Origin of the sequence: Streptomyces sp. 378 (assembly GCF_030124145.1) — a bacterium.
Taxonomy (GTDB): domain Bacteria; phylum Actinomycetota; class Actinomycetes; order Streptomycetales; family Streptomycetaceae; genus Streptomyces.
Genome location: NZ_JASKMS010000014.1, coordinates 138,153 through 163,508, shown reverse-complemented (window position 1 = coordinate 163,508; position 25,356 = coordinate 138,153). Strand labels below are relative to the sequence as shown.

The window sequence follows — 25,356 nt, the reverse complement described above, 5'->3', positions numbered from 1 at the left end:
AACCATGGCTGAACGGCTCATTCCCATACGCCCGCGTCTACGCTGGCCCCATGGACGCGCCGCCACGCTCGAACACCCTCTGGCGGGGGGACCCCCTCGCAGGTCTCCTGGAGGGCCCCCGCGCGCGGGGCGCGTTCATGATCAGGGCCTGTTTCGACCCGCCGTGGGCGGTGCGCGTGGAGGACCGGGCCCCGCTCACCGTGATGCTCGTCGTCCGCGGCGAGGCCTGGATCGTGCCCGACCGGGGCGCGTGCACGCGGCTCGGCGCCGGGGACCTCGCCATCGCCCGCGGCCCCGACCCGTACACCTGCGCCGACGCCCCCGACACGGCACCGCAGGCGGTGATCCTGCCGCACCAGGAGTGCCGCCACCCCGACGGACGGCCCCTCAACGGCTCCATGGACCTGGGCGTCCGCACCTGGGGCGACCGGCTCGACGGGGCCACCGTCATGCTGATCGGCACCTACCCCCTGCAGGGCGAGATCAGCGGGCGGCTGCTGGACGCCCTGCCGCCCCTGCTCGCCCTCACGCCCGAGGTGTGGGACTGCCCCCTCATGCCGTACCTCACCGAGGAGATCGTCCGGGACGAACCCGGCCAGGAGGTCGTCCTGGACCGGCTGCTCGACCTGCTGGTCATCGCCGCGCTGCGGGCCTGGTTCGCACGCCCCGAGGCGGAGGCACCGGCCTGGTACCGGGCCCTCGCCGACCCGGTCGTCGGCGGCGTGCTGCGCCTGCTCCAGGACAACCCGGCCCACCCCTGGACCGTCGCCGCGCTCGCAGCGAAGGCCGGGGTGTCCCGTGCCGCGCTGGCCCGCCGTTTCACCGGCCTGGTGGGCGAACCCCCGATGTCCTACCTCACCGGCCGGCGCCTGGCCCTGGCCGCCGACCGTCTGCGCGACTCCACCGACACCCTCGACGCGGTCGCCCGCGAGGTGGGCTACGGCAGCGCTTTCGCCCTGTCGACGGCGTTCAAGCGGGTGTACGGGGTGAGTCCGGTGGAGTACCGGGGGCGGGTGGCGTAGCGCGCCGGGCCCGGAGGTGCCGTCGTGGCGCATCATCGGGGGCGCATGGCAGTAGGAGGCGCCGATCGCGCGATCGAGCGCGCGAGGCAGCGGAGCGAGGCACAGGACCCCGCGCCGGCCCCCGTGTCGCGGCGTAGCCTGGCCCCGTGTACGCGGAGCGGACGTCGCGGCTGCCGGGGGCGGTCGTGTGGACCAACACCCCGTCCCCGCCCGGAGCGGGGCGGGTCCTGCCCGACGGGTGCATGGATCTGCTGTGGCACGACGGGCGGCTGCTGGTCGCCGGGCCCGACACCCGCGCCCACCTTCCGGACAGTGCGGCCGGCCCCTGGGCCGGGGTCCGTTTCTACCCGGGCACGGCCCCGGCGCTCCTGGGCGTGCCGGCGCACGAGCTGCGTGACCGGCGCGTCGAGCTCGCCGACCTGTGGCCGGCCGCGCGGGTGCGGCGACTGGCCGACCGTGTGAACGCGGCCCGCGACCCGGCGAGCGGCCTGGAGGACCTGGCACTGCGCCAGGCGGCCGGTACCGAACCCCCGGACCCGCTGCTCCGGCAGATCGTCACCGCCCTCGACGCGGGCCGTTCGGTCGCCGCCACCGCCGACGCACTGGGCGTCGGCGCCCGCCGGCTGCACCGCCGCTCGCTGTCCGCCTTCGGCTACGGACCCAAGACCCTGGCCCGCGTCCTGCGGCTGAACCGCGCCCTGGCGATGGCCCGGAGCGGTGTGCCCTTCGCGGAGACGGCCACCCGGGCCGGTTACGCCGACCAGGCCCATCTGGCGCGTGACGTGAGGGAGTTGTCCGGCCTGCCGCTGGGGGAGCTACTCGGCCGCGGTGGCCAGCGGGGCGAACAGATCCACCCCGTTGCCGTCCGGGTCGAGCACGACGGCGTACCGCTGGCCCCAGAAGGCGTCCCACGGCTTGAGCTCGCCGTGGCACCCGGAGCCGACCAGCTCCTCGTAGAGGGCGTCCACCTCGCGCGGCCCGTCGCACCGCAGAGCCAGTGAGGTCCGGCCCCCCGGGGCGGGCGGCCGCCACTCGGGCAGGAAGGAGCGGACCGTCTCCTCGGTGTCGAACATCAGCCGCAGCCCGCCGGGCAGTCCGGCCTCGGCGTGCGGCTGTTCCTCGGCGCCGTCCGGGAAGGCGAACCCGAGCCGGCGGTAGAACGTGACGGAGGCGGCCATGTCGGAGACGACCAGGCCGATGGCATCGAATCGTGCGGTCATGGAGTCACCGTAGGCAGACCCGCGCAGCCCGGTCTTGAACGAATCGGACACCCCGGTCCGGCCGGGCCGGGCGGCGCCGGGCCCGAAAATTTCGGTCGCCGAACCGGCCCGCCCGGCGGCCTCGGATCACCTGCGTTCGGATGTCACGGCACCACGACTGCTCGTCCACACCCGCGCCACCGGCCACCGGGACGACTCCCTCCCGGGGGCATCGCCGCCCTGCGCACCCTCGGGGACCTCGAGGTCGACGCCACTGAGGCCCCGGCACCTCCTATGCGCGCGGCGCCGCCGTGCTCGCCCTTTCCACCAGACGCGTCGACAGCTCCGTGCGTGTGGACTCCGGATGATGGCCGTCCATCAGACGCAGCAGCGACCGCAGGGCCGTCGCGGCCATCTCGGACAGCGGCTGGCGGACGGTGGTCAGGGCGGGGGAGGCCCAGCGGGCCTCGGGCAGGTCGTCGAAGCCGACCACGCTGATGTCGTCCGGAACCCTCAACCCCCTGTCGGCCAGGGCCGCGTAGACACCCAGCGCCATCCGGTCCGAGCAGACGAAGACGGCGGTCGGCGGCTCGGGCAGGTCGAGGAGCTCCAGCATGCGGCGGTGGGCGACCCGCTCGTCGAAACCGGCGTGCCGGACGTAGTCGGGGCGGTGCCGGACCCCGGCCGACGCGAGCGCCGAGCGGTACCCGGCGACCCGGGCGCTGCTGCACATCGTGCGGCGGGGACCGGCGATGACGGCCACCCGCTCGTGCCCCAGCGACAGCAGATGCTCCGTGGCGGTCAGACCGCCCCGCCAGTTCGCCGCCCCCACCGAGACCACGCCCTCCGGCGGTTCCTGCACCGGGTCGAGCATCACGAACGGGATGCGGTGCTGCTCCAGCCACGCGTACTGCGAGTCGCTGAGCTCGGCCAGGTTGAACAGGACCCCGGAGGAGCCCCGGGCGATCAGCTTGTCCAGCCAGCCGCGCTCCGGGCGGCCGACCCGGGAGCGGATCAGCGCCGCCGACACCACGACCTCCAGGCCCGCGTCGTGCGCCGCCTCCTCCGCACCGTGCAGCACCGCGCCCGACCAGGAGCTCTCCAGCGAGTGCACGACCAGATCGATCAGCCGGGGCGGCTTCGCCGCGTCGAAGCGGGGTCTGCGCACGTACCCGAGCCGGTCCAGCGCCTCGGTCACACGGCGGCGGGTCTCGGGTGCCACGTCCTCGCGGCCGTTGACCACCTTCGACGCGGTCGGCACCGACACCCCCGCCTCGCGCGCCACGACCGCCAGCGTCGGACCGGCCGTCACGCTCGCACTCGCCGTACGGACCATCGGGAACCCACCTCTCCGGCCCGCCCGTGGGCCGTGGAAAGTTTCGACCAGCACTGCACACGGCGGTCACGAGGTCCGGCCGGGCAGAAAGCGCTTCCTACTGTAGGTGCGGCGCAGGACGGCGGGAAGATAACTGAATTCTTTGCCACGCGCCGGGCAAAACTTTCGAAACCCCGAACGACACCGTCAGCCGGGTGCGCAGGTCAGCCGAAACCCGGTGAAGTCCGCCGTGAACGCCGCGTCCACGAGGTCCCGGGCGTGGATCCCCGCCATCGCCCCCGTGAACCGCAGCCGGGAGCCGTGGTCGTCGGACAGCCGGCCGAAGTCCAGCGCCGGACCGACCGCCGTGCGCACCCCGTCGCGTACGTACCAGAAGCGCGCGTCGGCCCCCTCGACCGTCACCCCCAGCGTGACCGGCCCGTGCTCCGGCACGCCGACGACAGCGACCTGCCGCACGCCGTCCTCGTCGCGTTCGACGAGGCTGAGCACCGTACGGCCGTCCGCGGTGCTTCCCCACTGCTGTCCGCGCTGCGGCTCGCCCTCCGGCTCCGCCCACGTCAGGTCCAGGGCGAGATACGCCTCGGGGTTGTACCAGAGCACCAGCCCGGCCGCCTGGGTGAAGGTGACCGGCCTTGCCTCCACGGTGACTTGGGCCTCCGCTCGGTGCTCGGTGACGCGCTGGGCCAGCAGTCCGGCCGCCCACCGGGACTCCGGCCCGTGCCGGCCGCGCAACCGGATCCACCCGGGCCGAGCCGTGGTGTCGGCCCAGGACGGGTCCGGCGGCTCGCGCAGGGTGCTCCACGGCCAGGACAGGTCCTCCGCCGCCGCGGCCGGTGGCAGCGGGTGCGGCCGCGTCGGTACGTCGACCTCGACCGCGGGATGCCAGCCTCCCTGCCGCAGCCGGGGCCAGCCCCCGGCGTCCCAGGTGACCGCCTGGATCGCGGTCTCCCGGCCGAGCGGGCAGCGGCGGCCCTGCGGGGTGTGCAGCGGACGGGCCGTCAGATGGCTCAGCAGCCACTGCCCGTCCGGCGTCTCGACCAGCTCGCCGTGCCCGGCCTTCTGCAACGGCGCGTCCGGATCGTCCCGGGTGGTCAGCAGGGGCCGTGCGTCGAGTTCGTACGGCCCTGTCAGCTCCTTGCTCCGAGCCACCCGCACCCCGTGCTCCCAGCCCGTGCCGCCCTCCGCGAGCACCAGGTAGTACCAGCCGTCGCGCCGCAGCAGCTTCGGCCCCTCGATCAGCCGGTCGTGCTGGAGCAGCAGGTGCGCGTCGCCGACCGGTTCCAGCGTGTCCCGGTCCAGCTCCGTCACGACGATCCCCGCGAACCGGTCACCCCCCGGCCGGTGGTCGTTCTGCAGGTTCAGCAGCCACAGCCGGCCGTCCTCGTGGAACAGGGCCGGGTCGAAGCCGTGGCTCGCGACCCGGCGCGGAGCGCTCCACTCGCCGCCGACGCGGGTGGCCGTCGAGATGTACGTGTCGAGGTCGAAGTACGGCGTGCCGACCGAGCGCACGACGGTGTACGTCACCCAGAACCGTTCCCCGTCCCAGCTCAGCGACGGCGCCCAGACGCCGCCCGAGTCGGGCACACCGGCCAGCGAGTTCCCGGGGGCCGCCCCTTGGACGTGACCCGCGTACTCCCAGTGGGACAGGTCCCGGGAGCGGTGGACCGGGATCGTAGGGAACCACTCGAAGGAGCTGGTCGCCACGTAGTACCACTCGCCGACCCGGACCAGCGACGGGTCGGGGGCGAAGCCGCGGAGGACGGGGTTGTGCAGGACGGTCACGCGGGGGCTCCCGGAGCGTCGGTCACCTGAGGGCCGCGGGGAGTCAGGGTCACCTGCGGCCCCCAGGAGTCAGGGGAAACGGCGAAGGGGGATCACTTGAGGGCGCCGAGGGTCACGCCCGTGCGCCAGTAGCGGCGCATCGCGACCATCATGATCGCCATCGGGACGATGGACAGCAGCGCTCCGGTCAGTACCAGGCCCGTCAGGTCGATGCCGGACTCCAGGCGCGTGCCGGTCCAGTTGTAGAGGCCGAGGTTGAGCGTCCAGTTCTCCTTGCCGCGCAGCACCGTCAGCGGCAGGAAGAAGGCGTTCCAGGTGTTCACGAAGGCGAGCAGGAACACCGTCGCCCCGCCCGTCGTCATCATCCGCAGCACGATGCTGAAGAAGATCCGCAGCTCGCCGGCGCCGTCGATCCGGGCCGCCTCCAGCAGCTCGTAGGGGATCGTCGCCTCCGTGTACACCTTGGCCAGGTACACGCTGAACGGGTTGATCAGGCAGGGGATCAGCATCGCCCATGGCGTGTCCACCATGCCGATCGCGGAGAACAGCAGATACAGCGGCAGGGTCAGCAGCGCGATCGGGATCAGGAACGAGCCCACGACACACGCGAAGATCGCGTTACGCCCGGGGAAGTCGAAGCGGGCCAGTCCGTAACCGGTTGCGAGCGCGATCAGCGTGCCGCCGAGGGAGCCGACGCCCGCGTACAGGAACGAGTTGGCCGTCCACCGCAGGAAGATCCCGTCCTGGTACGTGAACACCTGATGCAGGTTGTCCCACAGGTGCCACCCCGAGAACCACAGGCCGTTGCTCTGGTACAGCGCCGTGCGGTCCTTCGTCGCGGCGACGATCAGCCACCACACCGGGAACAGGCTGTAGGCACTGGCCAGCACCAGCCCGACCAGGAGGAAACGCTGACCGCCGCGCCCGCGGGAGGCCGGGTCCGGCTGGGACAGACGCCGGACGCCGCGGACCTCGGGCCGCTCGGTGGCCTGCTCGGTCAGCGTCATCAGTCCGCCTCCTTCGAGGTGAGCCGGTAGAAGAGGAAGGAGGCGATGCCCAGGATCAGGGCGAGCAGCACCGACAGGGCGGCCGCGTAGTTGTAGTCGCCCGCGTTGAACGCCTGGTTGTAGATGATCATGATCGGGGTGAAGCTGTCGCTGACCGTCTGCGGGGTGATGTTCCGGAACAGCGCCGGCTCATTGAAGATCTGCAGCATCTGGATGATCGACAGCAGACCCGTCAGCACCAGCGCCCCGCGCACGAACGGGATCTTGATGTTGCGCGCGATCCGCAGCTCCGAGGCACCGTCCAGCCGGGCCGCCTCGAACAACTCGCGGGGCACGCCCTGCAGCGCCGAGTAGATGATCACCATGTTGTAGCCGATGCCGTGCCAGGTCAGCAGATTGCCGATGGACGGCCACACCATCGACGGCGCGAAGAAGTTCCAGTCGAAACCGAGCGTCTTGCCGATCGCGGTGAGCGGGCCGACATCCGGGCTGTAGAGGTTGACCCACACGATCGCCGCCACCACGCCGGGAATCATGTACGGCACCAGCAGCACGATCCGGAACCTGCTCGTCACCCGGGACGTGAGCGCGTCCAGGAACAGCGCCAGCAACAGGCTGATCACCAGCATCACCGGGATCTGGACACAGGCGAAGAGCACCACCCGCAAGATGGAGGTCATGAACGCCGAGTCCGTCAGCCCCTGGGTGTAGTTGTCGAGCCCGACGAACTCCGTCGTCGCCCCGCCGAGACCCAGCCCGGACTGCTTCTCCGTGAACAGCGATTCGTAGACCGCGTAGCCGATCGGGAGCAGATACAGAAAGAGGAAGCCGAGCTGGAAGGGCACCGTGAACGCGGCACCCTTCCAGCGCATGGAGCGAATCATCGAATGCCTCAGCCCTTGACGCTGATACCGCGGGACTTCAGGTCCTTGACCGTCCACTCCTGCATGTGCGCGAGCAGGTCGGTGACCTTCTGCTCCTTGTTGACGACCTTGGCCCAGCCCGCCTGGAGCTCGGTGAACATCGCGGTCCAGTTGGGCCCGTAGGTCCAGTCGGTGGTGACGGTGCCCAGGCTGTCCGTGACGACCTTCTTCGCCGGGTCGTAGTTCTTGCCGAGCAGCTTCCGCGAGATCGACTCACCGACGTAGGAATCGCTGTCGGCCAGCGCGGGCATCACGCCGTTGCCGGTCTCCGGGCTCGCCATCGTCTTGACCGCGTCCTGGTTCGTCGACATCCACAGCGCCGCCCGGGCCGCCTGCTCCTGGTCCTTGCACTGCTTGGTCACCAGGGTCACGCTGCCGGTCAGGTTCGTACCGGCCGGTGTCTTGGCCGCCTCACCCTGGTACGCCGGCCAGGGGGCCAGGGCCCAGTCGCCGAAGGACTTGGTGAAGTTCTGCACCATGCCGGCCATCTGCCAGGTGGAGATCTGCCGGGTCGCGGTGGCGCCGGAGTCGTAGCTGCGCTGCACGGCCGCGTAGTCGGCGAAGGACAGCTTGGCGTTCAGGTCGTTGTCGATGATCTCCTGGATCACCTTCGCGGCCTTCAGGGTGCCCTCGTCCTGGAAGTCCACCTTCCAGGCGTTGCCGTCGATGGCATACCAGTGCGCCCCCGCCTGCATCGCGAGCACCTCCAGGGTGCTCGGGTCCTCACCGGCGTAGTTGGTGATCTTGATGTTGTGCTTCTTCAGGACCTTGCCCGCGGCGATGAAGTCGTCCCAGGTCGCCGGGGGCTCGAGCCCGTACTTCTTGAAGATGTCCGTGCGGTAGATCGTGAACTGGGGCGCCGAACTGGTGGGCACTCCGTAGAGCTTGCCCTGCACCTGCGCGCTCACCCAGGCACCGGTGTTGAACTTGCTCTTCTCGCCCTCGACGTACCGCGTGATGTCGGCGAGCGCGTCCTGAGAGACCCAGCTCGTCACGTACTCGGCGGTGTTCTGCACCAGGCAGGGGGCGTTGCCGGCCTTGACCGCGTTGGTCAGCTGCTTCTGCATGGTCAGCTGGTCGGTGACCTTGGTGTACTTCAGCTGGACGTCCTTGTGCGAGGCGTTGAACGCCTTGACGACCGCCTCCTGGCCGTTGGCCCAGCCCCAGAAGGGGAGCGTGACCGGGCCGGACTTCGACGCGGCGTCGTCATCCGAGCCGGATCCGCCGCAGGCGGAGAGCAGACCTGTCAGCGCGATACCCGCGACAGCGGCGGAGGCGAACCTTCTCCGGGGGCTCGTGAAGTTCATCTGACCGTGATCCTTCGGAATAGGGCGTTTCTCAGAACGAGAGGACGGCGGCGGCTCGGGGGTGCCGGCCAGGAACGGCGGCCGGAAAACGTCGGCTCGCGGTTGCGGGGGGTTCGGCCAAGCGGAAGCTGTAGTAAGCGGTTGCTGGGACGGTAGGCGGATGTGTCCGCTCATAGCAAGAGGTGCGCGGGAATTTGTTACGGCGGGTGGGCCGGGCGGTTAGGGCTGGGTGCACCGGAGGTGTTTCCCGTCCTGCGCCACATGGGCGCAGGTCAGGGGGGTTTTCGGATACTCGGTGCCGAGGCTGGGGGAGCATGGCGGCAGGCCCTGGAGCAGGCCGTAAAGGATGGAGAAACCGGTTACGTAACGCTCTCAGTGGTGACTGTGGCTGCGGCGGCGGTGGGCCGCCCTGGACGGGTGTGCCCACCACGCGGGGCAGGTGGCCATCCGATGTGTGGGCAGGTGGCTATCCGCGCCGTGGAGGCGGCTGGACCGAGTTACGGACGACGACATGGGTGCCCAGCACCAGATGGTCGCCGTCGGCGCTCTTGCGGCGGCCCGCGCCGCCCTCGCGCCGGTCGGCCACCGCCCGCAGCGCGACCCGGCCCATCTCCTCGTACGGCACGTGCACGGTGGTGAGTTGGGGCGTGAGCTGTGAGGCGAGCGGGATGTCGTCGTAGCCGACGATCGAGACGTCCTCGGGCACCCGCAGGCCCGCCGCGCGCAGTGCCTGCATGGCACCCGCGGCGACCACGTCCGTCCCGGCCAGCACCGCGGTGAAGTCCGGCGTCTCGTGCAGCGCCGTCTCGACGGCCTCGTACCCGTGCTCGTAGTCGTACCGGCCGTGCCGCACCAGCCCCGGATCGAACGGCACCCCGTACGCCTCGAAGGCCCGCTGGGCGCCCCGCGACCGGGCCTGAGCGGTGGTCAGTTCGGCGTGGCCGGGCAGGACGAGGACGCGGCGGTGGCCGGCCGAGAGCAGGTGGCTGGCCATCGCGTAGGCACCGCCCTCGTTGTCGTAGTCGACGGTCGTCGCCGGGACGTCGCCCTCCAGCGGGGGCCGGCCCACCAGAACCAGGTGCGAGCCCGCCGCGTCCAGGGAACGGGCGAAGCGGGCCATGCGCAGCTGGTACTCGTCGTAGTCGTAGGCGCCACCGAGCAGGATCACGGCGGCTACGCCCTGCTGGCGCATGAGGTTCACCAGCGCGAGTTCCCGCTCGGGGTCGTCACCGGTCGTGCCGACCAGGGAGAGCCAGCCGCGCAGGGTGGCGGCGCCCTCGACGCCCTTCGCCACGTGGGCGAAGGCGGCGCCGGTGATGTTGTTGATGAGGATCGCCACCGTCGGTGTGCCGCCGCCGGCGAGCGAACGGGCATGGGCGTTGGTGACGTAGTCCAGGTCCCGGACCACCTTCATCACCCGGCGGCGCAGCTCCTCCGACACCGGGTAGTTCCCGGACAGCACCCGCGAGACGCTGGCCACGGAGACGCCCGCGCGCTCCGCGACATCACGGATGGTCGCCCGGCCGGCGTCACTCGTCGCCTTGCGCTGACTCACCCTTGCGGCTCCTTCATGGTGGTGACCCGGTCCGTTGTGGTCCGGTTGTCGCGGTCCGGCCGGTGGTGGCCAGGGTGTTGCGGTCCGGCCAGTGGCGGCCCGGGGTGTTGCGGTGTCCGGCCGGTGGCGGGGCCGGGGTGTCGCGGCCGGTGGCCGGGGCGCTGGCCCCCGGGCCTTGGTGCGTCGGCCGTGGTGCCGCGGGCTCGGTGCGTCGGCCCGTGGTACGTCGGTCCGTCGTGCCACGGTCCGCCGCGCCTCGGTCCGGCCGCGCTTCGGCCCGCCCCGTCCCGGTCCGTTGCCGCCCGGCCCGGCCACAAGACGCGGTCGCGCCGTGCGGTCGGGTCCGGTCCTGCTGCGAACCGGTCCTCGCGGCCCCGAGGTCTCCGACTCTCCCAGCCCGGACATTCCGGCCCGACCGAGCAGACCGGCCCGACCGAGCAGACCGAGCCTGCCGCCGAGGCCACCGTGCGGAAACGGTATCCCATCGTTCCTCCAGGCTGGAGGGTCTGTGGGCAACGGGCGGACAACGTCATCGAGGGCCTGTGGACAACGGGCCTCACGCCGTCCCGGCGTCACGCCACCCGTGCCAGATCCGCGTGCCGCACCTCGTGGAGCGGCGGTACGCCTGCCGCCAGGCGCTCCAGTTCCTCGACGACGATGCGGCCGAGACGCTCCAGTTCGTTGCCGAGGGAGCCGGCGATGTGCGGGGTGAGGAACACGTTGGGCAGGTGGTACAGCGGCGATCCGGCGGGCAGCGGCTCCGGGTCGGTGACGTCCAGCACCGCGTTCAGCCGGCCGGAGACCAGCTCGTCGGTGAGTGCCTCGTGGTCGACCAGCGCGCCGCGGGCGGTGTTGACGAGCACGCCGCCGTCCCGCATCAGCGCGAGCCGGTCGCGGTCGAGCATGTGCTGGGTCGCGGGGATGTCGGGGGCGTGCACGCTCACGATGTCGCTGTGCCGGAGCAGGTCCTCCAGCGACAGCGACTCGGCACCGAGGGCGGCGGCCTCGGCGGGGCTCACGTACGGGTCGTGCAGCAGGACGGTGAGGTCGAAGGGCCGCAGCAGTTCCAGCAGTCGGCGGCCCACGCGGGAGGCGCCGATGACACCGACCCGACGGCCGAGGTTGCCGGTCGTCGAGGTCTCGGCCGGGCCCGGGTAGGCGTGGGTCCGGCGGAAACGCTCGCGATGGTCGAAGGCGTCCTTGCCGAGCAGCAGGATCATCGCGAGCGTGTACTCCGCGACCGGCAGGGCGTTGCCCGTCACCGCGCTGGACACCTTGACCCCGCGTTCCCACAGGGCCTCGCCGACCAGGGAGCGGACGGAGCCGGCCGCGTGCAGCACGGCGTCGAGCTTCGGGGCCGCCGCGAGGGCACCGGCGTCCAGATGGGGGCAGCCCCAGCCGGTGATCAGCACCTCGGCGGAGGCCAGTGCGTCGGCGCCGGCCGGATCGGCGAAGTCACGCACCACCAGCCCGGGATCGATGTCGGCCGTGCGCCTCAGCCGCTCCATCAGCGGCGGAGGGAAGAGCAGCGGGAGGTGCACCGGGTCCATCGCGAACACGGCCCGCGGCAGCTGAGGGCTGGGCATGACTCTCCTGGAGCAGAGGGATGGAAACAGTTTCAGAAAGCGTCTTCTACCGTAGATCCGCAGGGAAGCGGTGGTCAATCGCCCGGCCGGGGCGAGCTTTGCAGGGTTCGGTTCAGCGCCACCCCTACGTCATGACCCAGCAGTGCGACTGATTCCGGAAATCGATTACTGCTGTTTCGGTGGAGGGAGGTCAGCCTCGGGCGGTCCGTCGTCGGCGCTACGCAGCGACAAGAGGCCGTACGGCAACCGGTTCCCTCCTCACAGTCTTTTCGAAAATCCGCTCAGGCTCTTGACGCACCATGCGGGCGGGATGAAGCTCTGCCCACGTACAACAACCGGTTGCCAAAGTGACGCTCTCCGGTCGGCCTTCCGTCATCTGACCGGTATCTCGAACAGCAAGAGCAGGAGGTGGTGCGTTCATGCACCCACGTGCTGGTGCTTCCCTGAGCCGCCGCCGATTCCTCAGCCTCTCCGCGGGCGGCGCCGTGTCCGGCGCGGCAGCCCTGAGCGGTTGCGCCCTGCAGGTGTCCGACAGCGTGAGCGGTGGCTCGGGCGACAGCGTCACCCTGATGGTCAAGCCCGAGGACATCGCGCCGGAACTCATCAGGCAGTGCCAGAAGGACACCGGGATCACGATCAAGACGGTGCAGCAGGACATCACCAAACTGATCGCCATGCTCACCGCCGGCAACCCACCCGACCTGGTGCGTGCCGTCGGCGCCACGGACACGGCGTACTTCGCGGCCCGCGACGTGATGGAGGAGCTGGACCCCTACTTCGCCAAGAGCGGCGTTCTCAAGCTCGACGACCTGGACCCGGTCAACGATCTGTGGCGGTTCGACGGGAAGACCCAGGGCAAGGGTCCCCGTTACGGCATGGCGAAGGACTTCTCCCAGGACTCGATGTACTGGTACAACACCGCGTCCTTCGACAAGGCCGGGGTCGACTACCCGGCGGAGCTCGAGCCGATCACGTTCGAGGAGTGGCTCGAGAACGCCAGGCGCCTGGTGCGGCGCAAGAACGGCCAGACGACCGTCTTCGGCGGCACCTACAGCGGGCTCACCCGGGCCGCGCTCCTGACCGGATTGACGGCGTCCGCCGGCGGCAGCCTCTTCGATGACGACTTCTCCCGCGTCGACTTCACCACCCCCGAGGCGCGCAAGGCGCTGACCTGGTACATCGACTTCTGCAAGGCCAAGGTCGGGCCGAGCCTCATCCTGCTCGACCCCAACGGCTGGGACGGGCCCACCTACCAGGCCGGGCGCATGGCCATGTCGAACTCCGGCTACTGGATGGGCGGCATGATCAACACCGACGAGAAGCTGGCCGAGGTCTCCCGACTCGCCCCCGCCCCGAAGTTCGCGGGCGGTCCCCGGCTCAGCCCCTGTCAGGGCGGCACCGGCCTGTGGATGCCGCGCAAGGCGAAGAACAAGGACGCCGCGTGGCGGGTCTTCGAGTGGTTCTTCGGCGAGGCGCCGGCCAAGGCGCGCGCCGCCGGCGGCTGGGGCATTCCCACCCTGAAGTCCCTGCGTCCGCTGATGCCGGCCCGGACGGAGTACCAGAAGCGGGTGCTGAAGGTGCAGGAGAACGAGTTGAAGCACTTCTCGGTGGTCGCCTTCAGCCCCTACATCACCGGCGACTCCTTCGACGCCCTGTTCAACCAGATCGCCCCGGCCGCGATGAAGGGCGAGATGTCCGTCGACGCCCTCGCCAGGCGCCTGAACTCGGTCATCAACGAGCAGATCAAGCGCGGTAAGGAGCAGGTGGCATGACCGTCGATCAGCTCAACTCGGCCGCACAGCGGACCCGCTCGACGGTGACCGCCCGTGACGCCCGGCAGGCAGGCCGGCCGCGGGTCTCCATGACAGCGCGCCGACACCGCGCGTTCTACATGTTCACCTCGCCGTGGATCATCGGCTTCCTGCTGCTGACCATCGTGCCGATGGCGTACGCGCTGTGGCTGAGCTTCACCACGTACGACGGCATCTCGCCGCACTGGACGTACGTCGGGCTCGGCAACTACAGCGAGCTCTTCTCGGACCCCACGACCTGGGACTCCCTGGGGCGCGCGGGGCTGTTCGCGTTGACCTCGGTACCGCTGTCCATCATCTCCGGACTCGGCCTGGCCGTGCTGGTCAACCGGCCCCTGAAGGCGCGGGGCCTGTTCCGCACCCTGCTCTATCTGCCGGCCGTGGTGCCCCCGGTGGGCGCCGGTATCGCCTTCAAGACGCTCTTCGACCAGAACTCCGGTGCCGCCAACGGCGTCCTGACCCTCTTCGGCTTCGACGCCGTGGGCTGGATGGCCGACCCCTATGCCCGCTACGTCCTGCTGATGACCGTGCTCTGGACCGCCGGAAACATCATGATCATCTCGCTGGCCGGGCTCCAGGACGTCCCGCGTGAACTGCACGAGGCCGCCCGCATCGACGGAGCGAGCGCCTGGCGCACCTTCCGCAGCATCACCGTACCGCTGCTGTCCCCCGTGCTGCTCTTCCAGACGGTGACCGGGGTGATCGCGTCCGTGCAGACCATCATGCCGCTGCTGCTGGCCCCGATCGGCACCACGGGCAGCGTCACGACCGTCCCGCAGTCCAACTACCTCTACATGATGCACGTGTTCGCCCAGTACTTCGCGCTCGGCCGCTACGGCTACGCCTCCGCGCTGCTGTGGGTGCTCTTCGTCCTGATCCTCATCGTGACCGGAATCATCTTCAAGTTCGCGTCCGGCATGGTGTTCTACAACGTCGACCCGGAGGCGAAGAAGTGACCGCCGCCAGTCTTCCCCCCAAGTCGCCTGCCCGCGTCAAGGTCCGCGTCAGCCGCCTCGTCCTCTACACGGTCCTCGTCGTCATCACCGGACTGCTCCTCGGGCCCTTCGGCTGGCTGTTGCTCACCGGCCTGAAGACCTCCGCGGAGACGGCCGCAGCCCCCGTGCACTGGCTGCCCACCCACTTCGAGTGGCACAACTTCGCCGACGCCTTCAACCTCGTCGACTTCCTCGGCTACGCCCGCAACTCCCTGATCATCGCCCTCCTCTACGCCACACTCGTCACCCTCAGCTCCGCCTGGGTCGGCTTCGGCTTCGCCCGCCTCGACGCGCCCGGAAAGAAGTGGCTGTTCGGCATCCTGCTCGGCTCGATGATGCTGCCCCAGATGATCACTCTGCTGCCGACCTACCTGATCTTCGCGAAGCTCGGCATGGTCGACACGTACTGGCCGTGGGTGCTCTGGGGGCTGGCCGCGGCCCCGTATCTGGTCTTCCTCTTCCGCCAGTTCTTCGCCGGCCTGCCCCGTGAGCTGGAGGAGGCCGCGATCGTCGACGGCTGCGGCTACGGCATGATCTTCTGGCGCATCTTCCTGCCGCAGTCCTGGCCGGTGCTGTCCGCGAGCTTCATCATCGCCTTCACCTGGACCTGGGGCGACTACATCGCCCCGCAGCTGCTGCTCTCCACCGACCGCACCACACTCGCCGTGGCCATCATGTCCACCTACGTCACCCAGGCCGGCTCGCCGATCACCAACCTCCAGGCCGCGGCCTCCGTGATGTACGTCGTGCCGATCCTGCTGATCTTCCTGATCGCCCAGCGCGGTTTCGTCGCCGGGATGTCCACGACCGGCCTGAAGTAACCCCTCTTACCGAACTTTTTGCAAGGAGTTACGCATGAACACGCCTCTGTCACGCCGAACCACCCTCCAGGCCGCCGGTGTCATCGCTGCCGCCGGCTTGGCCGGCGGCATCGCGGGCACCACACAGGCCGCTGCGGCGGAGGAGAACGGCACCACCGGCGACCGAGTGGTCATCCACCCGACCCTTCCGAAGGTGCCTGTCAACAACTCCTTCACCGTCAAGGTCCGGCCACTCGGAGGCACCTGGCAGAAGCTCGGCGTCTACCTTGCCAAGCTCGCACTGATCGACGCGAACACCGGCAGCAACAAGGCCCAGAGCTCCTCCTGGGCCGCCTTCGACTTCTCCGGCACCGTCGAGGTCGAGGTCACGTACCACCCGGGCGGCGGCGAGAAGGTCCGCATCCGCCCGGACTCGTACGGCATCAAGCCCGAGGTGCTCGGCAGCACCGCGCGCTTCACACTGGACCGGCCCCGCAACCTGGTCGTCCAGGTCGACGACAAGATCTTCGACTGCCTGCACCTGTTCGCGAACCCGCTCGAGCAGAACGTGCCCACCGAGGGCGACAAGAAGGTCATGTACTTCGGGCCCGGTCTGCACACTCACCCCGACCGAACCCTGAAGGTGCCCACCGGCACTACCGTCTACCTGGCCCCGGGCGCCGTCCTCATGTCCAGCGTGATCTTCGAGGGCGTGGAGAACTGCCGGCTGATCGGCCGCGGCGTGGTCTACGACACGACCGGTGGCGCGGTCTTCGTCCGCAAGTGCGACAACGTCACGATCGACGGCGTCACGATCCTCAACCCCCGGTACGAGAACATCAGAGTCGCCGAGTCCAACAACCTCACCATCAGGAATCTGCGCGCCTTCAGCCACCAGGGCTGGGGTGACGGCATCCAGCTCTACTGCTCCGAGAACGTCACGGTCGACGGCTGCTTCCTGCGCACCTCCGACGACTGCGTCGCCCTCTACACCCACCGCTGGGACTTCTACGGCGACACCCGCAACATCACCGTCAAGAACTGCTCCCTCTGGGCCGACGTCGCCCACCCGATCAACATCGGCGTGCACGGAAATTCCGACACCCCCGAGATGCTGGAGAACCTGCGCTACGAGAACATCGACATCCTCGACCACCGCGAGCCGCAGGTGACCTACCAGGGCGCCATCGCCTTCATGGTCGGTGACAGCAACCTCGTCCGGGACGTCAGGTTCGACGACATCCGCGTGGAGGACTTCCGCTGGGGCCAGCTCATCCACATGCGGGTCGAGTACAACCCGAAGTACAACACGTCGGCAGGCCGCGGCATCGAGTCCGTCTACATCAAGGACCTCAGCTACAACGGCAAGAACGCCGACCTCTCGATCATCGCCGGCCTCGACGCGGAGCACGCGATCAAGGACGTCACCTTCGAGAACCTCCGAGTCAACGGCAGGGTGATCGCCGACAGCACGGGCAAGCCGACGTGGTACCTGGCCTCGGACGGCGTGCCCATGTTCGTCAACGAGCACGTGACGAACCTCAAGTTCCTCACCACCGCCGAGGCGGCCGCGTCATGACCACATCTGCTCCGAGCCGCCGGAACTTCCTCGGCGGCACGGCGGCCCTGCTGCTGGTGGCGGGCGCGGGCGGACTGCTCGCGCCCGGCAGCGCCCGCGCGGCCGGCCAGGACGGCACCACCGGGCTCCGCGCCTTCACGCACCCCGGGCTGCTGCACAGCGCCGACGCCATAGCGCGTATGAAGGCCGCCGTCGCCGCCAAGGAATCCCCGGTCTACGACGGCTACCTCGCGCTCGCGGCGCACGCCCGCTCGAAGGCCACCTACACCATCCAGAACACCGGCCAGATCACCTCCTGGGGTCGCGGCCCCACCAACTTCCAGAACCAGGCCGTCGCCGACTCGGCCGCCGCCTACCAGACCGCGCTGATGTGGTGCGTCACGGGCGAGCGTGCCTACGCCGACAAGTCCCGCGACATCCTCAACGCCTGGTCGGCGTCCCTGACGGCCGTCACCGGCGCCGACGGGCCGCTCGGCGCGGGCCTCCAGGTCTTCAAGTTCGTCAATGCCGCCGAACTGCTGCGGCACACCGGCTACGACGGCTGGGCGAAGGAGGACATCGCGCGCTGCGAGGAGTCCTTCCTGCGCGTCTGGTATCCGGCGATCTCCGGCTACATGCTCTACGCCAACGGCAACTGGGACCTGACGTCCGTCCAGTCGATCCTCGCCATCGGCGTGTTCTGCGAGGAGCCCACCCTCTTCGAGGACGCACTCAGGTTCGCCGCCGCCGGGGCGGGCAACGGCAGCGTCCCGCACCGCATCGTCACGGACGCGGGACAGGGCCAGGAGTCCGGGCGCGACCAGGGCCACGAGCAGCTCGCCGTCGGCCTGCTCGCGGACGCCGCGCAGGTCGCCTGGAACCAGGGCGTCGACCTGTACGCCTTCGACGACTACCGGCTGCTGAAGAACGTGGAGTACGCCGCCCGCTACAACCTCGGCGGCGACGTGCCCTTCGTCCCCGACCTGGACCGCACCGGCAAGTACGTCAAGAAGTCCGTCTCCGCCGTCGGGCGCGGAAACCTGCCTCCGATCTACGAGATGGCCTACGCGCACTACGCCGGTGTCCGGGGCCTCGACGCCCCCTACACCAAGGCGGCCGTCTTCCGCGGCACGGGCGGTGCCCGCGTCGTCGAGGGCAGCAACGACGACCTGCCGAGCTGGGGCACCCTCACCTTCGCGGGCACGAAGGCCCCGTCCCCGGCCAGGCCCACGGCTCCGGCCGGTGTCACGGCGGTGGGCGGCCACAAGTCCGTCACCGTGGCGTGGGTGCCGTCGGCGTGGGCCGAGTCGTACACGGTCCTGCGGGCGACCGGTGCCGACGGACCGTACGGGACGATCGCGAGCGGCCTCGACAAACCGGCGTACACCGACCGTGACGCCCGCGCGGGCAGGCCCTCCTACTACCGGATCACCGCCACCAACTCCCTGGGCACCAGCGCCCGTTCGGCCTGGGCGGCGGCGGTCCCCGGGCTGCCCGACCCCTGGGAGACGCGGGACGTCGGGGACGTGAGGATTCCCGGCTCGGCCGTCTTCGACGGCGAGCGGTTCGTGCTGGAGGCGTCCGGCACCGCCGACACCCACCGCCTGGCGTACCTGCCGCTGCGCGGCGACGGCACGATCACCGCCCGGATCGTGTATCCCCTCAGCTCCCAGTATTCAAAGATCGGCGTCACCGTTCGCGCAGGCCTGGACGCGGACGCGGCGCATGCCGCCATGCTGATCCAGGGCCTGCCGCTGCACACCTGGAGCGGCGTGTGGTCCGTACGGGCGAAGGCGGGGGCCGCGGTCAAGGGCACCGGCAGCACGCCCGTACCACCGTCCCAGCAGCAGACCATCACCACCAGCGCCGCCTTCCCGATCTCCTCCCTCGGCGACCTCCCCGAGTCGGCGACCCCACTTCAGGCCCCGTACGTCGAGGGCGCGGGCGACGGCTACCGGCTGCGCATGCCCTACTGGGTCCGGGTGACCCGCCGGGGCGACCGCTGCACCGGCGCCATCTCCCCGGACGGCACCCACTGGACCGAAGTCGGCTCCAGCGAGGTCGACTTGGGCAAGACGGCCTACGTCGGTCTCACCCTCACCTCCTGCCTCGGGGTCGACGAGGACTTCGCCGAGACCGGCACCGGCGCCTTCGACAACGTCGGCGTCACCTCCCGCACGGGCGGCGAGATCTGGTCCGTGCCACGCCCGGCCCGGGCCGCGGGCGACCTGCGGGCCGTCCAGGGCGCCGACGCCGTCGAGCTGACCTGGACCGACCCGGACCTGTCGGCCCGCTACCAGGTGCTGCGCTCCACCTCCGCCAAGGGCCCGTTCGAGAGCCTCGCTTCCGGCATCGGCGCCGTGGGCTTCGGCACCCGCATCCGGTACGCCGACGCGACCGGCAGGCCCGGCACGACGTACCACTACGCGGTGGCCAAGACGAACCGCGCCGGACGCGGCCCGCTGTCGGAGCCGGCGGAGGCGGCCATGCCGACGCCGAGCGCGCCACGACTCACCTCGTCCACCGTGGCGTTCGCGAACAAGGGCGCCCCCTTCACCCACCTGCTGCGCGCCACGCACGAGCCCGTCCGCTTCACCGCGAAGGGGCTCCCTGACGGCCTGCGCCTCGACAAGCACACCGGCCTGATCTCCGGAGCCCCCACAAGGACCGGTGAGTTCACCGTCACCACCACCGCGGGCAACGCCGCCGCAGACGCCACCGGCACGCTCACCCTCACGGTCGGCACCCCGCCACCCGCGCCCTGGACCCACGGCGACCTGGGCGACGTCATCCTCGACGACCGCGCCTACGGCACCCTCGGCGTGGTCGCCGTCCGGACGCCCGGCAGCACCGCCCACGAGGACGGGACCTTCGTGGTGCGGGGTGCCGGGACCGACCTCACCGTCAACAACCAGGGCATGACGGGCCAGTTCGTTCGACGGCCCGCCAGCGGCGACTGCGAGGTCACCGTCCGCCTGGTCTCCCGCGCCGGAGCCACCGGCGACCGGGTCGGCCTGCTCATGGCCAAGTCCCTGTCGCCGTTCGACCAGGCGGCCGGGACGATCGTCACCGGCGGCACGAGCGCCCAGCTGATGCTGCGCCCGACCGTCGCCGGAAGGTCCACCTTCACGGGCAACGCGGCGGTCACCGCCCCCTGCCTGCTGCGGCTGAAGCGCACCGGTACGCACTTCACCGCATCCGCCTCGGCCGACGCCGGCGCCACCTTCACCCCCCTCGCCGAGGGGGACATCCCCGGCTTTGGTGACGCCCCCTACTACGTGGGCCTCGTGGTCTGCTCCCGCGACCCCCTGGCCCGCAGCACCGCCGAGTTCGACGAGGTGAGAATCACCCCCCTGTAGTACTCCACGGATCGGAGAACCCCACATGAGCCGCACTTCCCCCCACACACACCCCGAGGGCGGCCAGGTGAGCCGCCGCGGTCTGCTCAAGGCCGCCGGCGGCCTCACCGCGGCCCTCGCCCTCGGCGCCGGAGCCACCGCCGCCACGGCCGACGCCGCCCCCGCCGCCTTCACCCACCCCGGCATGCTCCACAACGCCGGCGACATCAACCGCGCCAAGGTCAGGGTCGCCGCGGGCGACGACCCCTGGCTGTCCGGCTGGAACGGACTGACCGCCAACTCCCGCTCCCAGTCGACCTGGGCACCCCGGGCCACCGCGACCGTCATCCGCGGCGGTACCGGAGAGAACTACTCGCTGCTCTACAACGACATCGCGGCCGCCTACCAGAACGCGCTGCGCTGGAAGGTCGGCGGCACCGAGGCCAACGCCAAGTGCGCGGCGAACATCCTCAACGCCTGGTCACGCACCCTGACCACGGTCACCGGCAACGCCGACCGATTCCTCGCCGCGGGCATCTACGGCTGGCAGTTCGCGAACGCCTGCGAACTCATGCGGGACTACCCGGCGTTCGACCTCGCCGCCGCCCAGGACATGATGGTCAGGGTCTTCTATCCGCTCAACAACCAGTTCCTCACCGGCCACAACGACGCCTGCGTCACCAACTACTGGGCCAACTGGGACCTGTGCAACATGGCCTCGGTCCTGGCCATCGGGATCCTCACCGACAACGCCGCCAAGTACGACCAGGCCGTCACGTACTTCAAGTCCGGCGCGGGAAACGGTTCCATCCAGCACGCCGTCCCGTTCCTGTACAGCAACGTCGAGGGCTACGACCTCGGCCAGTGGCAGGAGTCCGGCCGCGACCAGGGCCACACGGTCATGGGTATGGGCCAGATGGGCGCGCTCTGCGAGATGGCCTGGAACCAGGGCGACGACCTCTACTCCTACGACGGCCGCCGCTTCATGAAGGCCGCCCAGTACGTCGCCAAGTACAACCTGAACATGAACGTGCCGTTCACCACGTACACCTGGGGCACCGGCCAGAACTGCGCCCAGCAGTCGCAGACCGTGCCCGGCGCCGCGTCCCGCGGCCAGGCCCGCCCCGTGTGGGCGATGCTCCACTACCACTACGGCAGGCGGCTGCTCCTCGACGACAAGTACATCTCCCAGATGTGCATGTCCGTCGCCCCCGAGGGCGGAGGGGGTGACTACGGCACCACCAGCGGCGGATTCGACCAGCTCGGCTTCGGCACGCTGATGTACGCGAAGTAACCCGAACAGCCCTCACACCCGCTCGTGCGCCGGAATACCGGGCCACAACGAGCTGCTCTGATCTTCACGGTGCACGAGCGCGGTGAGGGGGCTGGTGGACGTATGACGGCAGACCAGGCGGACCCCGTGGTGCGCACGCCCCACGGTGCCCTGCGGGGCCGGTACGAGTGCGGGGGCGCGGTCTTCCGCGGCATCCCGTACGCTGCCCCTCCCTTCGGCCCCCACCGCTTCCGCCGGCTCTGCCCCCGCCGCCCTGGGACGGTGTCCGCGACGCCGGCTCCTTCGGCCCCACCCCGCCGAAACCGCCGTACTCCGACGCCTTCGCCCACTACCTGTCCGACCCGGTCGTGCCCGGTGACGACTGCCTCAACCTCAACGTCCGGACCCACCAGCCCGACCCCGCGGCCCGCCTGCCCGTTCTCGTCTGGCTGCACGGCGCGCCCTGACCCGGGGCTCCTGCGCCGTACCCGTCTACGACGGCCACTCTTCGCCCGCGACGGCGTGGTCTGTTTACCCATCAACTACCGGCTGGGCGTCGAGGGCTACGGACTGTTCCCGGACACGCCGCCGAACCCCGGCCTGCGCGACCAGATCGCCGCCCTGACCTGGGTGCACGAGTCCATCGAGGCCTTCGGCGGCGACCCCGGCCGCATCACCCTCGCCGGCCAGTCCGCCGGGGCCATCAGCGTCGGCGCCCTCATCGCCGCCCCGCGGACCCAGGGGCTGGTGCGCCGGGCCGTCCTGCAGAGCGGGCCGCCCGAGGCGTCCGAGCGGGCCAGGGTACGGCGGATGGTGCGCCGTATGGCCGCCCAGCTGAAGATCCGCGCCACCGCCGAGGCCTTCGCCGCCGTCGACCGCGACCTGCTGCTGCGCACCCAGGCCGAAGTGGGGAGACTGAGCAGCCCGGTGGTCGGCGGACCCGCCTTCGGGCTCGTCGTCGACGGCGACGTCGTCCCGCGCGACCCCCTGGAGGCCTCACGGACGGCGGCGCCGCCCCGGGCGTCGAGCTGCTGATGGGCTGGACCCGCGACGAGTACCGGCTGTGGCTGGTGCCGGGCGGCCTGCTGGAGCGCGTCGACCGCCTCGGCGCGGTCGCCCTCGCTGGCGCCATGGCCCGCTGCCACTGCGGCGGCGAGGTACCGCGCGGCTACCGTGCCCTGCACCCCGACGCCGGTACGGCGGAACTCGTCGGCCAGCTCGTCACCGACCACCTGCTGCGCCTCCCCCTGCACCACCTGGCCGACGCCCGCGCGGAACCGTCGTACCTCTACGAGTTCGCCTGGCCCTCGAACCTCCCCGGCCTCGGCGCCTGCCACGCGCTGGAACTGGGCTTCGTCTTCGACACCGGTGAGGCCGAAGAGTCCCGGAAACCGGCCGGGGAGGGCGCGCCGCAGGAGCTGGCGGACGCCATGCACGCGGCCTGGGTGCGCTTCGCCACGGACGGCGACCCGGGCTGGGAGCCCTGGGACGACAGGCATCCGGTGCGGGTGTTCGGCGACAGCGCGCCGGACGCCGGGGACGGGCCGGCCCACACGGCCTACGGCCCCCGCGACTCGCCCTCTGGGCGATCGACGCCGTCACGCCTCCTCCTGCGGAGTCCGCTCCCGTGGCGGTCCCGGCCGGCGGCTCGCCCGCGCGCGTTGCGGAGCTGCGGTCGGCCGTACGCAGGCTCCGCCGGTCCGGGGCCCTTCGGCGGCACGGTTGAGCCCCGGAGCGCGGCGGCGCGGGAGCGCCCCGGTCATGTCGCGCCGTCGAGCGCTCTGCCGTAGACCGTGGAGCTGCGGCGCACCGTCATGCCCAGCCGCCGGTACACCGACAGGGCATCGGTGGCCGAGTGCGTCCACAGGACGCAGGTTCGCCGGCCGTGCCGGTGGAACGCGCGGAACGATTCCCGCAGGAGCACGCGGGCGATGCCGCGGCCGCGGTGGTCCCGCCGGACCGCGACACGGTCGATGTATCCCTCGCCGGAACCCGGGACGTCCAGCGCCAGCACCGCGCCGACCATGTGGCCGGCCGCGAACGCCACGGGGGACAGGGCCGGTGCGAACGCGGCGCGCTCCACGGTCAGACGAGCCCATTCCTCGTAGGGCTTCCGCCGCTTCTGCCATGCGCCGAAGGCGTCCTCGGTGAGCTGGTACGCGGCCCGCTCGTCACCGGGACGGAACGGCCGCACGGTGATGCCCGGCGGCGGTTCGGGCACCGCGGGTTCGGTGGGCATCGCGATCTCCAGCAGCCACTCGGTGACGAAGGGCGCGTATCCGCGGGAGCGCAGCAGCCGGACGGCCGCCGTGTCGCCGTCGGGCAGCGACTGGACCAGCCGCGCACTGCCTGTCTGCCGGGCACGCGCCTCGGCCCAGGCGAGCAGGGAGCTGCCCAGCCCCCTGCCGCGGTGGTCGGGATGCACATCGATCGCGCTGCGACGCCCGCCGTGCACCCAGCCCCAGCCGACCGGTACGCCCGCGTCGTCCTGCACGAGCAGTGTGTCGGACCGCGGGTCCAGTTCCGGCCGGGCCAGATCGGCGGCGATGCTGTCGGCTCCGGTGGCGGCCCCGCCGTGCAGCGCCCGCTCGCAGCCGGCGACCAGGCCGTGGATCGCGGCGACATCGTCAGCGGTTGCCGGGCGGCACCGGTAGCCGATGGGCAGCGGGACGGGCGAAGGGTCGGGCACGTACCGAATCCTGCGCCGTCCCGGCCGCCCTGTCGACCAAGCGACCACCCGGTGTCGCAGCGGACACCCCCTAGCGGGGCTGGGGCGCGGCCACCGAGTCCCTCACCACCACGTGCGTGCCCAGCAGCAGGTGTTCGTCCGGGGCGCCCGGGGTGTGCTCCAGAGCCGTGCGGACGGCGAGGCGGCCGAGTTCCTCGTAGGGGACGTGGACCGTCGTCAGGGCGGGGTGCAGGTCACGGGCGAAGGGGATGTCGTCGTATCCGGCGAGGGAGACGTCGTCCGGCACCTTCAGGCCCGCCTCGTGCAGGGCGGTGAGGGCACCCGCCGCGACCATGTCCGTGGCGGCCACCACCGCCGTGAACTCCAGTCCGTCCTTGAGCGCTTGCCGCATCAGGCGGTGACCGGCGTCGCGGGTGAAGTCGCCGTGCAGGATCAGGGCCGGGTCGGGGGTTAGCCCCCGGGCCCGGTGCGCGGCGAGGTAGCCGCGTTCGCGGCCCAGGGCCGTGGTGTGGTCCGCCCGGCCGCCGAGGAACAGCACCCGGCGGTGGCCCTGCGCGAGCACGTGGGCGACCAGGGTGTGGGCGCCGCCCTCGTTGTCGTACTCGATGACCGTCACCGGGGCGCCCGGGTCCAGCGGCGGCCGGCCGCACAGGACCAGCCGGGAACCGGCCGAGGCGAGGGAGTCGGCCATCCGGTGGGTGCGTTCACGGTACTCGGGGGTGTCGGCCGTGCCGCCGACCAGGATCACGGCGGCGGCCCGCTGGGCGCGCATCATCTCGACGAACTCCAGCTCGTGCCGGACGTCGCCCTCCGTGCTGCACACCAGACAGAGGTGGCCGAGCCGGGTCGCCTCGCGCTCCACGCCGTGCGCCATGAGCGCGAACGACGGGCCGGTGATGTCCTCCAGGACGAAGGCGAGGGTGGGCGTGCCGACCCCGGCGATCGCCTTCGCCCGGGCGTCGGCCACGTAGTCCAGCTCGCGGACCGCCCGCATCACCCGCCCGCGCGTCGCCGCGCTCACCGGATACGCGCCGCCCAGCACCCGGGACACCGTCGACGCGGAGACCCCCGCGCGCGCCGCCACGTCCCGGATGGTGCTACGGCTCGCGTCCCCGCTCTTCCTCGTCATGCCTGCCTCGTCCTTCCCGGGCGCCGGTCCGCGCCCACCCCCTCGG

The 25,356-nt window shown here is 71.1% G+C and carries 20 protein-coding genes and 2 pseudogenes; 12 read left to right on the top strand and 10 right to left on the bottom strand.

From position 1 onward, the window contains the following. Nucleotides 1–50 precede the first annotated feature (50 nt). Together QNO09_RS20545 and QNO09_RS20540 are read left to right on the top strand one after the other, a co-directional pair. Nucleotides 51–1,022, top strand: coding sequence for an AraC family transcriptional regulator (locus tag QNO09_RS20545; protein WP_283971672.1), 972 nt, complete (start codon nt 51–53; stop codon nt 1,020–1,022). Nucleotides 1,023–1,168: 146 nt separating this feature from the next. Further along, a pseudogene (locus QNO09_RS20540) lies at nt 1,169–1,855 on the top strand (helix-turn-helix domain-containing protein); the annotation flags it as partial. Here the strand turns inward: QNO09_RS20540 and QNO09_RS20535 are convergent. From QNO09_RS20535 to QNO09_RS20500, 8 genes are all read right to left on the bottom strand, one after another. Further along, nucleotides 1,838–2,242 carry a VOC family protein gene (locus tag QNO09_RS20535; protein ID WP_283971671.1) on the bottom strand — a complete coding sequence of 135 codons (405 nt, stop codon included), beginning with the start codon at nt 2,240–2,242 and terminating at the stop codon, nt 1,838–1,840. The pseudogene QNO09_RS20540 and the gene QNO09_RS20535 overlap by 18 nt on opposite strands. A 271-nt stretch (nt 2,243–2,513) precedes the next feature. Then, nucleotides 2,514–3,557: a LacI family DNA-binding transcriptional regulator gene (locus QNO09_RS20530; protein ID WP_283971670.1), complete on the bottom strand. Its 1,044-nt coding sequence runs from the start codon at nt 3,555–3,557 to the stop codon at nt 2,514–2,516. A 186-nt stretch (nt 3,558–3,743) separates the two neighbouring features. After that, nucleotides 3,744–5,339: a glycoside hydrolase family 43 protein gene (locus tag QNO09_RS20525; protein ID WP_283971669.1), complete on the bottom strand. Its 1,596-nt coding sequence runs from the start codon at nt 5,337–5,339 to the stop codon at nt 3,744–3,746. Between the two features lie 92 nt (nt 5,340–5,431). Beyond that, nucleotides 5,432–6,346 (bottom strand): carbohydrate ABC transporter permease, encoded by a 915-nt coding sequence (locus QNO09_RS20520; RefSeq protein ID WP_283971668.1) that lies wholly within the window; start codon nt 6,344–6,346, stop codon nt 5,432–5,434. After that, a complete protein-coding gene (locus tag QNO09_RS20515) occupies nt 6,346–7,230 on the bottom strand; it encodes a carbohydrate ABC transporter permease (protein WP_283971667.1) in 885 nt (294 codons plus the stop codon). The genes QNO09_RS20520 and QNO09_RS20515 overlap by 1 nt, the downstream gene beginning before the upstream one ends. 8 nt (nt 7,231–7,238) lie before the next feature. Next, a complete protein-coding gene (locus QNO09_RS20510; RefSeq protein WP_283971666.1) occupies nt 7,239–8,576 on the bottom strand; it encodes an ABC transporter substrate-binding protein in 1,338 nt (445 codons plus the stop codon). Between the two features lie 466 nt (nt 8,577–9,042). Beyond that, a complete protein-coding gene (locus tag QNO09_RS20505; RefSeq protein WP_283971665.1) occupies nt 9,043–10,131 on the bottom strand; it encodes a LacI family DNA-binding transcriptional regulator in 1,089 nt (362 codons plus the stop codon). Nucleotides 10,132–10,703: 572 nt separating this feature from the next. Then, a complete protein-coding gene (locus tag QNO09_RS20500) occupies nt 10,704–11,717 on the bottom strand; it encodes a hydroxyacid dehydrogenase (protein WP_283971664.1) in 1,014 nt (337 codons plus the stop codon). Between the two features lie 419 nt (nt 11,718–12,136). Between QNO09_RS20500 and QNO09_RS20495 the strand changes: the two genes are divergently transcribed. The 10 genes and pseudogenes from QNO09_RS20495 to QNO09_RS40000 all read left to right on the top strand — a co-directional run bounded on the left by QNO09_RS20495 (nt 12,137) and on the right by QNO09_RS40000 (nt 23,282). Continuing rightward, nucleotides 12,137–13,489 carry an extracellular solute-binding protein gene (locus QNO09_RS20495; protein WP_283971663.1) on the top strand — a complete coding sequence of 451 codons (1,353 nt, stop codon included), beginning with the start codon at nt 12,137–12,139 and terminating at the stop codon, nt 13,487–13,489. After that, nucleotides 13,486–14,484 carry a carbohydrate ABC transporter permease gene (locus tag QNO09_RS20490; protein WP_283971662.1) on the top strand — a complete coding sequence of 333 codons (999 nt, stop codon included), beginning with the start codon at nt 13,486–13,488 and terminating at the stop codon, nt 14,482–14,484. The genes QNO09_RS20495 and QNO09_RS20490 overlap by 4 nt, the downstream gene beginning before the upstream one ends. Further along, on the top strand, nt 14,481–15,344 hold the full coding sequence (locus QNO09_RS20485; RefSeq protein WP_283971661.1) for a carbohydrate ABC transporter permease: 864 nt from the start codon (nt 14,481–14,483) through the stop codon (nt 15,342–15,344). The genes QNO09_RS20490 and QNO09_RS20485 overlap by 4 nt, the downstream gene beginning before the upstream one ends. A 34-nt stretch (nt 15,345–15,378) precedes the next feature. Beyond that, the gene (locus tag QNO09_RS20480; protein ID WP_283971660.1) at nt 15,379–16,902 is read left to right on the top strand and encodes a glycosyl hydrolase family 28 protein; all 1,524 of its coding nucleotides are present in this window, start codon (nt 15,379–15,381) and stop codon (nt 16,900–16,902) included. Beyond that, on the top strand, nt 16,899–20,240 hold the full coding sequence (locus tag QNO09_RS20475; RefSeq protein WP_283971659.1) for an alginate lyase family protein: 3,342 nt from the start codon (nt 16,899–16,901) through the stop codon (nt 20,238–20,240). Before QNO09_RS20480 ends, QNO09_RS20475 begins: the two co-directional genes overlap by 4 nt. A 25-nt stretch (nt 20,241–20,265) precedes the next feature. Then, the gene (locus tag QNO09_RS20470) at nt 20,266–21,513 is read left to right on the top strand and encodes an alginate lyase family protein (protein ID WP_283971658.1); all 1,248 of its coding nucleotides are present in this window, start codon (nt 20,266–20,268) and stop codon (nt 21,511–21,513) included. A gap of 102 nt (nt 21,514–21,615) precedes the next feature. After that, nucleotides 21,616–21,765, top strand: a pseudogene (locus QNO09_RS40015) (carboxylesterase family protein); the annotation flags it as partial. Between the two features lie 95 nt (nt 21,766–21,860). Continuing rightward, nucleotides 21,861–21,959: a hypothetical protein gene (locus QNO09_RS40010; protein WP_502962329.1), complete on the top strand. Its 99-nt coding sequence runs from the start codon at nt 21,861–21,863 to the stop codon at nt 21,957–21,959. A gap of 55 nt (nt 21,960–22,014) precedes the next feature. Then, complete coding sequence (locus tag QNO09_RS40005; RefSeq protein WP_502962328.1) at nt 22,015–22,527, top strand: carboxylesterase family protein; 513 nt, start codon at nt 22,015–22,017, stop codon at nt 22,525–22,527. After that, nucleotides 22,527–23,282 carry a carboxylesterase family protein gene (locus tag QNO09_RS40000; protein WP_502962326.1) on the top strand — a complete coding sequence of 252 codons (756 nt, stop codon included), beginning with the start codon at nt 22,527–22,529 and terminating at the stop codon, nt 23,280–23,282. Before QNO09_RS40005 ends, QNO09_RS40000 begins: the two co-directional genes overlap by 1 nt. Here QNO09_RS40000 and QNO09_RS20460 read toward each other — a convergent pair. Next, nucleotides 23,252–24,181: a GNAT family N-acetyltransferase gene (locus QNO09_RS20460; RefSeq protein WP_283971657.1), complete on the bottom strand. Its 930-nt coding sequence runs from the start codon at nt 24,179–24,181 to the stop codon at nt 23,252–23,254. The two genes, QNO09_RS40000 and QNO09_RS20460, sit on opposite strands and share 31 nt — an antisense overlap. Before the next feature lie 70 nt (nt 24,182–24,251). After that, nucleotides 24,252–25,310, bottom strand: coding sequence for a LacI family DNA-binding transcriptional regulator (locus QNO09_RS20455; RefSeq protein WP_283971656.1), 1,059 nt, complete (start codon nt 25,308–25,310; stop codon nt 24,252–24,254). Nucleotides 25,311–25,356 lie beyond the last annotated feature (46 nt).